Here is an 11,990-nt window from a genome sequence, read left to right on the forward strand (position 1 = left end):
AAAATGTNANCCNGGGGCCGGTCGTGCCCCCCNGCCCCGCGCCCCTCCGGCCCTGCCCGCGGTACGGAGGCGCGCCCGGCAGGGGGGCACGACCGGCCCCGGGACACGGTCCGGGCGGCGCCACTCGACGCACAGCCCCCGGGACACGGTCCGGGCGGTACTACTCGACGAACAGCCCCCGTGCGGCGGCCCGCGCGTCGAACTCCTCCAGACGCGCCTGCGCGTCCGGCAGCACGTCGCACATCGCCTCCAGCAGCACCCGCCCGAGGAGCATCGGCCCGCACGCCGTGTCGAAGGCGAGGGCGGTGCCGACGGCGGCCGGGAGCAGCAGGTCGCTGTGGCGGGCGACCGGTGCGAACGCCGAGTCGGCGACGGTCACCACGGTCAGCCCGGCGGCCTTGGCGTACTCCAGGGCGTCGAGGACCTCGCGGGGGTGGCGGGGCAGCGCGAAGCAGAGCAGGGCGGTGGCCCCGGCCCGTACGGCGGCGTCGACGCGGTCGGTGAGCATCGAACCGCCCTCGTCGAGCACCCGGACGTCCGGGTGGACCTTGGCGGCGAAGTACGCGAAGCCGCGCGCCTGGGCGGCGGCGGCGCGCAGCCCGAGGACGGGCAGGGGGCGGGAGGCGGCGAGCAGCCGGCCGGCCCGCTCGGCCGGCGCGGGGTCGGCGAGCAGCTCCGCGAGGTGGCGCAGGTTCTCGATCTCGGCGTGGACGGCCTGCTGGTACTCGTTGGCCGCGGTGTCCCCGGCGGGATCGCCGCCGGTGCCGGTGCGGGCCGGTTCGGCGGGGGCGACCTCCCGCAGGTGCCGGCGCAGCGCGGGGTAGCCGTCGAAGCCGAGGGCGACGGCGAAGCGGGTGACGGACGGCTGGCTGACCCCGGCCAGCTCGGCCAGCTCCACACTGGACAGGAAGGGCACGTCGGCGGCGCGCCGCACCATCCAGTGGGCGATCCGCCGCTGCGTCGGCGTCAGCCGGTGACCGTCGAACAGCGCCTGGAGCCGTGCGCCGGGGGTGTCGCTCATGCCGGTGCCCCTGCCCTCCGCCTCGAATCCATTCAGTCACCCCTGTGACTGAATAGACCATATGCAAGGGCGGGTGCGGAACGAAACCCGCAGGTCCTCGCGGGCGCCCGGCGCCGGTGGCGCGGGCGGCCCCGGCCCCGCCGCGGCGTTCGGCTCGGCGGCGATGAGCTCGGCGGCGGTACCGGCGACGGTGGCGGCGGGCGGCAGGCGGGTCCCCGGAGCCGGACGGGGGACGGGGGACGGGGAAACCGGAAGTCCGGGACCGGCGGCNGGCCCCGGAGGCGGGCGGGACGGACCAGGCGGGACCGGCACCGGGGCCGGAACCGGGGCCGGGGCCGGAACCGGGGCCGGAACCGGAACCGGAACCGGGGCCCGGCGCCGGTGATTCCCTCACCTTCTCTCACGGATCCTCACATGTCCGCAATTCCCGTCGCCCACCGCCTAATTGCTTCGCAAGAACCGCAGACCATCCCCCTGCGCGACCGCTTCCGGACACCCGCGGTACCGGACATACAATGCGGCTCGAAATCGTGATCATCGGCATCGGGGGTTGGCGCACCATGGGGTTCGACGAGGAATGGGCCCGGCTGCGGGCCGAGGCGGCGGCACGGCAGGACACGTCGATGCGCCTCAACCAGCTGCCCGCGGACGGCGGCGGTCCGGGGGGCGGCGGGAAGCTCGCATCGACCCCCGCCGAGAAGAAGGCCGCCGCGAACACCATCGACACCGAGCTGCTGACCAGGACCCAGACCGCCGGCAAGCACGCGGACGAGGCCACCGGCAGCGCCGCCCGCGCCCTCGACGGCTGGGCGACGGGCACCGCCCTGAAGAAGGTGCAGACCACATGGGAGGGCCAGGTCAAGACCCTCATGGGCCGGCTGGGCAGGGAACGCGACGGCCTGCGCGGCACCGTCACCGTCCTGGGCGGGGTGGACGCCGACCGCGGCAGCAGGATCAAGCAGGTCAAGTCGCCCTTCGCCGAGTACGAGTGAGCCGGGAGACACCATGCTGACGTACCACGAAGTCATGACGACCGACTTCGGGAAGCTCTCCGCCGCCGCCGAGAAGTGGCAGTCGATGGCGGAGGAATTCGGAAAGGTCGAGAAGCGGTACCGGGACAGTGTCCAGAAAATCACGCTGGGGGAGACATGGCAGGGTGAGAGCGCGAACGCGGCTTCCCTGAACTTCGCCGCGACGCGTTACGAATACCAGGCCGCGCAGACCCAGGCGAAGGCCACGGCGACGCTGCTGCGCAACGCCCACCAGCAGCTGACCGACCTGAAGCGGAAGCTGGAGGACGCCCGCGCCGACGCCGTCAAGGAGGGCATGAAGGTCTCCGAGCAGGGCCACGTCTCCTACGACACGGAGCGGGCCACGCCCGCCGAGCGCGACGCCCTGCGCCACGACCCGGAGTTCGCCAGGAGCGTCCGGGAGAGCGAGCGGTCCTGGGCCGACTACATCAAGGCGTGCGTCAAGGCCGTCGACGACGCGGACAAGGACCTCCAGAAGGACCTCGAAGCGGTCGTCAAGGACTCCGGCGGCAAGGGCGACGGCACCGCCGGCGGCTTCAACGGCAACGCCGCCGCGGTCGCCAAGGCCGACGACGAGCAGCGCCGGGAGCGCATGGACCTCGCCTCGTTCGCGATGCGCGACGGCGAGACGCTGGAGGACTGGCTCGCGCGCATCCAGCGCGACGGCGTGGAGAAGCTGACCGGCAACAAGCAGCTCGCAGACCTGCTCGCCGGCGTCCAGAAGGGCACCGTCACGGCGAGCGCCTTCGCGCTGGCCCTCGGCACGTCCGTCAAGGGCGGCTTCAAGCTGTACCAGTACCTCAAGAGCGGCAAGACGATCACGGCACCGGGCACGTTCCTCACGAGCCGCATCAACGAGCGGATGATGCTCGCCGGGACGGGCAGCGTCTGGAGCAAGCTGCCGCCCGGCCTCGTCTCCGCCCTCACCGGCTCGGAGGAGGCCGCGGCGCTCGGCGGGTACATGAAGAACGGCAAGTTCTTCATCCCGACCGCCGCCGAGGCCAACCTGGCGCGCGTCGCCCAGCAGGGCGGCCTCGCCAACGCCGCCAAGGCCGCGGGCTGGCTCCGCGGCGCGGGCGTCGTGGGCGGCGTGACGGCCACCGCGTTCGGCGTGGCCAACCTCGCCACGTACGACACCGCCATGATCAAGGCGGACCCGGGCAAGTTCGCCACCGACCTCAGCGGCACGGCCTTCAACGCCTCGCTCACCGCCCTCGCCGTGGCCCCGAACCCGGTCACGGCCGGCCTGGCCGTCGGCACGGGCCTCGTGTACGGCGGCTGCCTGATCTGGGAGAACCGGGAGGCCATCGGGGACGGCCTGGAGAAGGCCGGCGACTGGATCGGCGACAAGGCGGAGGACGTCGGAAGCGGTCTGAAGAAGGTCGGCAGCGCTCTCAACCCGTTCGACTGAGCAGGGGGAACCATGCACACCACCATCACCCCGTTCACGCTCGCCCGCTGGAAGTCGGAGAAGGCGCCGGGTGTGCCGCGGCAGTTCGGCTGGGTCGGGACCTCACCGGAGTTCGGGGAGGTGCGCGTGGTCTGGCCCGCGCTGCCGCACACCCCCGACGTGATCGCCACGGAGGCGAGCGGCGGCGGCCTGCCCACCGCCAGGTTCGAGACGCGCGGCCTGCTCTCGGAGCTGGTGAGCAAGCCGACCCTGAACCGGGCCACCTTCCGGGTCGACGGGCGGCTCGTCGCCATGGACCGGCACCGGTGGGCCCTCACCCACCGGGGCCGCTCCCTGCGGATGCGGTACCTGGGGGACGATTACCGGCTGACGGCCCTCGGCAAGCGTGCCTACCGGCTGTCACGGCTCCCCGACGACGAGGACCCCGGCGTCGTCGTCACGGCCCACCAGACGGGCGTCGGCAACGGCAGGCGGGTGGCCCTGCGGGCGACCGGGCGGGTGCTGCCGGCGGACCTCGCCCTGGCCGTCCTGTTCGCCGGGGTGGACCGGTCGGTCCTCACGCGGCGCGGCGCCGTGCGGGCCGGTTTCAAGAGGATGTTCAGCTTCTGGGCGGAGGCGACGTACTGACGTGGCGGCACCGGCCCCCGAGTACCCGGTCTTCCGCACCCGACCTACCGAGTGAGTGGTGTATGCCTTCCATCGATGTTTCCCGGCCCCGTTTCCGGCTGGCCGACGAGCACCTGATCGTGCTCTCCGAACTGGCCGCCGGCCGGCCGGTGGACGAGGAGTTCGCCGCGGCCCGCAGGGAGGTCGAGGACAGCGGGCTGGTCACGGCCGACGGGCGGCTCGCCCATGCCCTGCTGCCGCTCGTGCAGACCTTCCTCGCACCCGGGGTGATCGTCTCCCTGGAGGCGGGCAGCAGGCAGGGCACGCTCCGGCACGGCGTGCTCATCGGCGACGAGCACGTCGTCGCGCACGAGGCGTGGCCGGGCGAGGCCGAGGCCGAGTACTCCCTCGTCGAGCCGAGGACGCTGGTCTGGAAGCTCGCCTCGATGGTGAACCTCCGCCAGTTCCCCGCCACCCGGGAGACGGCCCTCACGGCCGTCGAGACGACCGTCGCCGGGGTCGAGGGCGCGCTCGCCGCGCTGGAGTCGGTGGCCGGTCCCGGCCGCACCGCCGAGGACGAGCGGGCCGCCGTGCGGCAGGCCCTGGCCGCGGACGGCACGCTCGCCGAGCCCGCCCTGTCCCTCCTCGCCGAACTGGTGTCGGAACTCCGGTGCAGCTGGCGGATGACCGCCGCCTGGCGGGGCCGTCAGGACGGGCAGGACGGCGTCGAGGGGCGCGGCTTCGCCGTCTGGGACTGCGGACCGCTCGGGTACTGGCTGCGCGAGCTGCCGGAGGAGCCCCTTCCCGCCGAGCGGCTCACCCCGGGCAGCCCGTTCCGGCTCGTGCGCACCGACGCGAAGGCCGTCTGGACGCTCATCACGGACCTGCTCCCGGACGCCGACGAGGTGCGCGCCGCGCGGGCCGGCTGAGACCCGCCGAACGCCGGAGGGGCGCCCGCCCGGCCCGTACGGAGGGCGCCCCGGCCCGTACGGGTGGTGCCCCCGCCCGTACGGGTCGGCGCCTCCCGCCCGTACGGGCCGAAGCTCCCCCTCGTACGAGGGGTCCGGGCGCGCCGTACGGGCGGGGGTCAGGCGCGGGTCACCTGCCGTCGCGGGCCAGGAAGGTCAGCAGGTCCTGGCGGCTCACCACACCGGTCGGCTTGCCCTCGACCAGTACGACCGCCGCGTCCGCCGCCCCGAGGACGGCCATCAGGTCCTCGACCGGCTCGCCCGAGCCGACCTGCGGGAGCGGGGCGCTCATGTGCTTCTCCAGCGGGTCGCCGAGGGACGCGCGCTGGGTGAACAGCGCCTCCAGCAGTTCCCGCTCGACGACCGAGCCGACGATCTCGGCGGCCATCACGTCAGGGTGCCCGGCGTCCGGCTTGACGATGGGCATCTGCGACACGCCGTACTCGCGGAGCACCTCGATCGCCTCGCCGACCGTCTCCTCCGGGTGCATGTGCACCAGCGTCGGGATGTCGCCCTCCTTGTGGCGGAGCACGTCGCCGACGCGCGCGGACGGGCCGGCGTCCTCCAGGAAGCCGTAGTCCGCCATCCACTCGTCGTTGAAGATCTTGGAGAGGTAGCCGCGTCCGCTGTCCGGCAGCAGGACGACCACCACGTCGTCCGGGCCGAGCCCCTCGGCGACGCGCAGCGCCGCGGCGACGGCCATGCCGCAGGAGCCGCCGACCAGGAGGCCCTCCTCCTTGGCGAGGCGGCGGGTCATCTGGAAGGAGTCCTTGTCGGAGACGGCGACGATCTCGTCCGTCACCGTCCGGTCGTAGGCGGACGGCCAGAAGTCCTCACCGACGCCCTCCACCAGGTACGGGCGGCCGGAACCGCCGGAGTAGACCGAGCCCTCCGGGTCGGCGCCGACGACCCGGACCCTCCCGTCGCTGACCTCCTTGAGGTAGCGGCCGGTGCCGGAGATGGTGCCGCCCGTGCCGACGCCCGCGACGAAGTGGGTGATCCGCCCGTCCGTCTGCTCCCACAGCTCGGGGCCGGTGGTCTCGTAGTGGGAGCGCGGGTTGTTCGGGTTCGAGTACTGGTCCGGCTTCCACGCGTTGGGGATCTCGCGCACCAGGCGGTCGGAGACGTTGTAGTACGAGTCGGGGTGCTCCGGGGCGACCGCCGTGGGGCAGACGACGACCTCGGCGCCGTATGCGCGCAGCACGTTGATCTTGTCAGTGGACACCTTGTCGGGGCAGACGAAGACGCACTTGTAGCCCTTCTGCTGGGCCACGATCGCCAGTCCCACGCCCGTGTTGCCGGACGTCGGCTCGACGATGGTGCCGCCGGGCCTGAGCTCCCCGCTCCTCTCCGCGGCCTCGATCATGCGCAGGGCGATGCGGTCCTTCACCGAACCGCCGGGGTTGAAGTACTCGACCTTGGCCAGGACCGTGGCCTGGATGCCCTCGGTCACGCTGTTGAGCCTCACCAGCGGGGTGTTGCCGACGAGGCTGATCATCGAGTCGTGGATTTGCACCGTAAGTCTCCGGGGTCTCCGTAATGGTCCAGCCAGCGTAAGCGGAGCGGATGCGTAGGCGGACATGCTTTCGGGGCAGTTACCCCCCATACCGGGAGAGGGGGTGGGCGCGGCGGTGTCGAGGGCGAGGGTGGCGCGGCGGATCGCGGCGGGCGCGGCGTACGGGGGCGGTGGCGCCGGTCTGCTGGGGGTCGCCGCCGCGNNGNTGCTGCTGGCCGAGGTGCGGNTGGCGANNCGGGNCGTGGGGGNNNGGGTGGCGCCGCTCCCGCCCGCGGCGGACGGGTTGTACGGGCGCGGCTTCGACGGGGACCCCCTGCGGCTCGCCCTGCTGGGCGACTCCACGGCCGCGGGCCAGGGTGTGCGGCGCGTCGGCCAGACCCCGGGCGCGCTGCTCGCGTCCGGGCTCGCCCAGGTGGCCGAGCGGTCCGTGGAGCTGCGGAACGTCGCGCTGCCCGGCGCCCGCTCCGACGACCTGGAGCGGCAGGTCACCCTGCTGCTGACGAGGCCGGAACGGGCCCCGGACGCCTGCGTGATCATGATCGGCGCGAACGACGTCACCCACCGGGTGCCGCTCACGCAGTCCGTGCGGCACCTGTCGGAGGCGGTGCGGCGGCTGCGCGACGCGGGCACCGAGGTGGTCGTCGGCACCTGCCCGGACCTGGGCACCATCGAGCCGGTGTACCAGCCGCTGCGCTGGCTGGCGCGGCGGCTGTCGCGGCAGCTGGCGGCGGCGCAGACGATCGCGGTGGTGGAGCGGGGCGGCCGGACCGTGTCGCTGGGCGACCTGCTGGGGCCGGAGTTCGCGGCGAACCCCCGGGAGATGTTCGGCGCCGACAGCTACCACCCCTCGGCGGAGGGGTACGCCACGGCGGCGATGGCGGTGCTGCCGACGGTGTGCGCGGCCCTGGGCGTGTGGCCGGGGCCGGAGCGGCCGGACGCGGACCGCGGGGAGGGCGTGCTGCCGGTGGCCGTGGCGGCGGCGGAGGCGGCGGCGGAGGCCGGTACGGAGGTCGCGGGCGCCCGCGCGCCGTGGGCCCTGCTCAAGCACCGCCGCCGGCGGCGCCTCACGGAGTGCGCCGCCCCGGAGCGCCCCGCCGGCGGCACCCCGGCGTGANCCNCCTCGGCCCGGCCNCGCGGGCCCCGGCCCCGGCTCCGGCCCGGACGGCGCGGCCCGCGACGGAGCCGGGGTTCCGGGAGCCGGGGAGCCGGGACGCGGGGAAGTCCGGCTGAGCGGGCGCTCAGCAGTGCGGCGGGGGTCACACCCCCCACGCGGTGACCCGGGCTCTACGTAGGGGTAACTTCCCTCTCAGCCGCCCATCCGCCCACCCTGGAGCCGTGATGCCCGAAGCCGTGATCGTCTCAGCCGCCCGTTCGCCCATCGGCCGGGCCTACAAGGGCTCGCTGAAGGACCTGCGGGCCGACGACCTGACCGCCACGATCATCCAGGCCGCCCTCGCCAAGGTCCCCGAGCTGGACCCGCGGGACATCGACGACCTCATGCTCGGCTGCGGCCTGCCCGGCGGCGAGCAGGGCTTCAACATGGGCCGCATCGTCGCCGTGCGGATGGGCATGGACCACCTGCCCGGCTGCACCGTGACCCGCTACTGCGCCTCGTCCCTCCAGACCACGCGCATGGCCCTGCACGCCATCAAGGCCGGCGAGGGCGACGTCTTCGTCTCCGCGGGCGTCGAGACCGTCTCGCGGTACGTGAAGGGCAACTCCGACACCCTGCCCGACACCCGCAACCCGTTCTTCGCCGAGGCGCAGGCCCGCACCGCGGTCGCCGCCGAGAACGGCGCCGCGGAGTGGCACGACCCGCGCGAGGACGGCCTCGTGCCCGACGCGTACGTCGCGATGGGCCAGACCGCCGAGAACCTCGCCCTCCTCAAGGACGTCAGCCGCGAGGAGATGGACGAGTTCGGCGTGCGGTCGCAGAACCTCGCCGAGCAGGCCATCGAGAACGGCTTCTGGGAGCGCGAGATCACCCCGGTGACCCTCCCCGACGGCACCGTCGTCAGCAAGGACGACGGCCCCCGCAAGGGCGTCACCATGGAGGGCGTGCAGGGCCTCAAGCCGGTCTTCCGCCCCGACGGACGCGTCACCGCGGGCAACTGCTGCCCGCTCAACGACGGCGCCGCCGCCCTCGTCGTCATGTCCGACACCAAGGCGCGCGAGCTGGGCCTGACCCCGCTCGCCCGGATCGTCTCCACCGGCGTCTCCGCCCTCTCCCCCGAGATCATGGGGTACGGCCCGGTCGAGGCCAGCAGGCGGGCGCTCGCCCTCGCCGGGCTCACCGTCGACGACATCGACCTCGTCGAGATCAACGAGGCGTTCGCCGCCCAGGTGGTCCCCTCCTACAAGGACCTGGGCTTCCCCCTCGACAAGGTGAACGTCAACGGCGGCGCCATCGCCGTCGGCCACCCCTTCGGCATGACCGGCGCCCGCATCACCACGACGCTGATCAACAGCCTCCAGTACCACGACAAGCAGTTCGGCCTGGAGACCATGTGCATCGGCGGCGGGCAGGGCATGGCCATGGTGATCGAGCGGCTTTCCTGACCCGGTCCCGTCGAACCCCTCCGCGTCCCGGCTGTGACCGAATCTCCCCCAGGATGTGACCTATCTCCTGGGGGAGAGGTGTTTTTGCAGGTCAGCGCCACGATGAAACAAAACTTCCACCGAAGGAAACTGTCCAATTCGTGACGTAGTGCACTGACAGCGGGTCCACAGCCGGGAGAAGCTGATGTAGGAAGTGCGGGGGATCGCCAGAAACCGGGAGTAAGTCAGTGAGCGCCATGTCTCTCGCCCTGCTGCTGACCACGGCCGCCGCCACGGCCGTGGGCGCCGCTGCCCTGTACACCAGCCACGGACTGCGCCGGCAGATCGCCGCCCTGCGCGGCGACCTCGCCGTCGCCCGCGCCGCAGCGGAGCCGTCCCCGGCCGTTCCGCGCGCCCGTTCCGCGGACGCCACGATGGCGGAGGAGATACGCACGGCCGTCGCCGAGGCGCTCGCCGAGGAGCGCGAGCGCGAGCTGGCGGAGGCCCGCGCGTTCTGGGCCGCCCAGGAGGCGCGGGACGCCACCGACTCCCCCGCCTCCCTGCTGGGCGGCGTCCCGGGCCCGCTCGGCGGCGCCGGCGACGACGGCCCCTACTTCGTACCGCGCCAGTCGGATCTCGCGGGCCTGGAGGCGCTGGGCCTGGACGCCGAGTACGACGCGGATCCGGCCGACGAGCCCGCCGGCCTGCGGCTGCCCGACTTCCCCGGCCTGCCGGGCGGCCAGTTCCCCGAGCCGGACGGGGCGGGCGACCGCCCCGAGTACCCCGAGGACTCCCCCGAGCTGGCCGCGGCCCGCCGCCGGCACCCCTCCCACCCCGACTTCGTGCCCGTCCGGACGCCGGTCGTCACCGACCACGAGCGGACCATGGCGCGCTTGGAGGAGCTGGCCGCCGCGCGCACCGCGCTGGCCGACGTGCGGCCCGGGCCGCTCGGCACGCTCGACGTGTACGTCTTCGAGGACGGCGCCACGCTGTGCATGACGCCCGGGCACCGCGAGACCGCGGAGCGCCTCGCCGAGGCCCTGCGCCGGGGCACCACGCCGTTCCTGCTGGGCGGGTCGGGCATCTCCGGCGCGTACGCCCTGACCTTCTCCTGCGGCGACGAGGAGAACGTCTACGTCCTCGCCGACCGGGTCATCGCCTCCGTGTAGGCGCCGCCCCTACAGGGCTGCCCGCGCCGCCGCCGCGCGGACCGACGCCAGCGCCTCCGCCAGCTCCCGGTCCGCCGCCCCGGAGGCGCCCTCCCGGCGGGCGGCGTCCCGCAGCGCCTCGGCGAGGTCCGCGCCCGCGACCGCCAGCTGGTCCCCCACCGCGAACATCCCCGCGTCGGGCATGACGCGCGTCTCCGCCGCGCCCTCCAGCCGCTGCGCCCGCGCCGCCAGCTCCCTGGCCAGTGCCAGTCCCTCCGCCGCCGCGCCCCGTCCGAGCCGGCTCTGCGGGGCGGCCCGCAACCGGTCGGCGAGGCGGCTCACGGCCTCGTCCAGTTCCGTCGTGTCGTACACGCCGCGACCCTACGCGCCGGCGGGGCGCCGCCGCCAACGGGTCGGCGCCCTCGGCCGCACGGGCCCGCGGGGCGCCCGGGACCGTGTGTGGCGGGGTTCCGTCCGCGGTGCTCCCCACGACGCGGAAGGGCCCGCCCGGACGAACCGGGCGGGCCCTCCACCGACTGCGGGGCGGTCAGTCGTCTCCGCTGAGGATCTGCACCAGCCGCAGGAACTCCAGGTAGATCCACACCAGGGTCAGGGTGAGGCCGAAGGCCGCCAGCCACGACTCCTCGCGCGGGGCGCCGTAGGTGATGCCGTCCTCGACCTGCTTGAAGTCCAGCGCCAGGAAGCAGGCGCCGATGACGATGCCGATGATGCCGAACACGATGCCGAGCGGGCCGCTGCGGAAGCCCAGGCCGTCACCGCCGCCGAACAGCGAGAACAGCAGGTTCACCGCCATCAGCAGGACGAAGCCGACCGCGGCCGCCATCACGAAGCCGTAGAAGCGGCGGGTGACGCGGATCCAGCGCATCTTGTACGCGATGAGCACGCCGGCGAAGACCGCCATCGTGCCGAGCACCGCCTGCGGGACGGCGCCCGCGGTGACGTACGTCGAGACGGCGCTGGAGATGACGCCGAGGAAGACGCCCTCGAAGGCCGCGTAGCCCAGGATCAGGGCGGGGGACGCCTTGCGCTTGAAGGACTGCACCATCGCGAGGACGAAGGCCACCAGGGCCGCGCCGATGCCGATGCCGTACGACCTGCCGAGGTTGGCCGGGTCGACCGGCAGCAGGAACCAGGCGAGCGCCGCGGTGACGAACACCGTGCCCAGCGTCATGGCCGTGCGGGACACCACGTCGTCGATGGTCATGGCCCCGGCACGGGCCGGAGCCTGCGGCGGGACGCCCTGCTGGACGCCCGGCTGCGCGTACGGGTCGGTGGCGTACGGGTTGGTCGCGTACGGGTTCGTCGCGTACGGGTTGGTTCCAGCGGCGGGGCCCCCGGCCTGCTGCTGCGCGTTGAAGCCCGCGTAGCCGTTGTCGCGGCTGAACCCCCGTCGCGAGAAGACCGGGTTGCTGCTCCTCATCTCACTCCTCCATGGCCGCCGTGCGCGGCCTTGGAACCAGGGTAATAGGGAAGCAAAGGAAACACCCTAGTGCTCGGGGAGGATCTTTCCGCCCCTGAGTCTCGATCACGCAACCCCCGCGTCGCCAGTGCGTGGGCGCCGCGTCCCGTCGNNCGGCGGGNGGCACCGCTGGCGCGGTTCTCCGCGTAGGCGCTCACGGGGCCGGCTCGACCGCCCTGCCGTGTGATCGTCCCGCGCACCCGCACGGGAATGCGCTCCNNCNCGGNGGGCAGGTACGNGCGCCGGTGCNCNNNCGGNNNCCGAGGACGGG

The 11,990-nt window shown here is 73.8% G+C and carries 10 protein-coding genes and 1 pseudogene; 7 read left to right on the plus strand and 4 right to left on the minus strand.

Annotated elements, in window-relative coordinates; translation table 11 throughout:
* Positions 1 to 160: 160 nt before the first annotated feature.
* Positions 161 to 1,021, minus strand: coding sequence for a MurR/RpiR family transcriptional regulator (locus MW084_RS10915; protein ID WP_010473705.1), 861 nt, complete (start codon positions 1,019 to 1,021; stop codon positions 161 to 163).
* Positions 1,022 to 1,536: 515 nt separating this feature from the next.
* On the opposite strand from MW084_RS10915, the gene MW084_RS10920 reads away from it, so the two are divergent.
* The 4 genes from MW084_RS10920 to MW084_RS10935 all read left to right on the plus strand — a co-directional run bounded on the left by MW084_RS10920 (position 1,537) and on the right by MW084_RS10935 (position 4,998).
* Entirely contained in the window at positions 1,537 to 2,013 is a 477-nt protein-coding gene (locus MW084_RS10920) for a hypothetical protein (protein WP_010473706.1), read from the plus strand.
* Positions 2,014 to 2,026: 13 nt separating this feature from the next.
* Entirely contained in the window at positions 2,027 to 3,463 is a 1,437-nt protein-coding gene (locus MW084_RS10925) for a hypothetical protein (RefSeq protein ID WP_010473708.1), read from the plus strand.
* 12 nt (positions 3,464 to 3,475) lie between these two features.
* The gene (locus tag MW084_RS10930) at positions 3,476 to 4,090 is read left to right on the plus strand and encodes a hypothetical protein (RefSeq protein WP_010473709.1); all 615 of its coding nucleotides are present in this window, start codon (positions 3,476 to 3,478) and stop codon (positions 4,088 to 4,090) included.
* A 62-nt stretch (positions 4,091 to 4,152) separates the two neighbouring features.
* Entirely contained in the window at positions 4,153 to 4,998 is an 846-nt protein-coding gene (locus MW084_RS10935) for a hypothetical protein (RefSeq protein WP_010473710.1), read from the plus strand.
* 169 nt (positions 4,999 to 5,167) lie between these two features.
* On the opposite strand, the gene MW084_RS10940 is transcribed toward MW084_RS10935, so the two are convergent.
* Positions 5,168 to 6,553 (minus strand): cystathionine beta-synthase, encoded by a 1,386-nt coding sequence (locus MW084_RS10940; RefSeq protein ID WP_010473711.1) that lies wholly within the window; start codon positions 6,551 to 6,553, stop codon positions 5,168 to 5,170.
* A 251-nt stretch (positions 6,554 to 6,804) separates the two neighbouring features.
* Here MW084_RS10940 and MW084_RS10945 point away from each other — a divergent pair.
* From MW084_RS10945 to MW084_RS10955, 3 genes and pseudogenes are all read left to right on the plus strand, one after another.
* A pseudogene (locus MW084_RS10945) lies at positions 6,805 to 7,667 on the plus strand (SGNH/GDSL hydrolase family protein); the annotation flags it as partial.
* 224 nt (positions 7,668 to 7,891) lie between these two features.
* Positions 7,892 to 9,112 (plus strand): acetyl-CoA C-acetyltransferase, encoded by a 1,221-nt coding sequence (locus MW084_RS10950; protein WP_010473713.1) that lies wholly within the window; start codon positions 7,892 to 7,894, stop codon positions 9,110 to 9,112.
* A 236-nt stretch (positions 9,113 to 9,348) separates the two neighbouring features.
* Positions 9,349 to 10,260, plus strand: a complete 912-nt coding sequence (locus MW084_RS10955; protein WP_010473714.1) for a hypothetical protein — start codon at positions 9,349 to 9,351, stop codon at positions 10,258 to 10,260.
* A 9-nt stretch (positions 10,261 to 10,269) separates the two neighbouring features.
* Here MW084_RS10955 and MW084_RS10960 read toward each other — a convergent pair whose 3' ends face one another.
* Both MW084_RS10960 and MW084_RS10965 read right to left on the minus strand, forming a co-directional pair.
* Positions 10,270 to 10,611: a hypothetical protein gene (locus MW084_RS10960; RefSeq protein WP_010473715.1), complete on the minus strand. Its 342-nt coding sequence runs from the start codon at positions 10,609 to 10,611 to the stop codon at positions 10,270 to 10,272.
* Between the two features lie 175 nt (positions 10,612 to 10,786).
* Positions 10,787 to 11,680, minus strand: coding sequence for a Bax inhibitor-1/YccA family protein (locus MW084_RS10965; protein ID WP_010473717.1), 894 nt, complete (start codon positions 11,678 to 11,680; stop codon positions 10,787 to 10,789).
* Positions 11,681 to 11,990: the final 310 nt, after the last annotated feature.

It is taken from the genome of Streptomyces sudanensis (assembly GCF_023614315.1).
GTDB classification, from domain to species: domain Bacteria; phylum Actinomycetota; class Actinomycetes; order Streptomycetales; family Streptomycetaceae; genus Streptomyces; species Streptomyces sudanensis.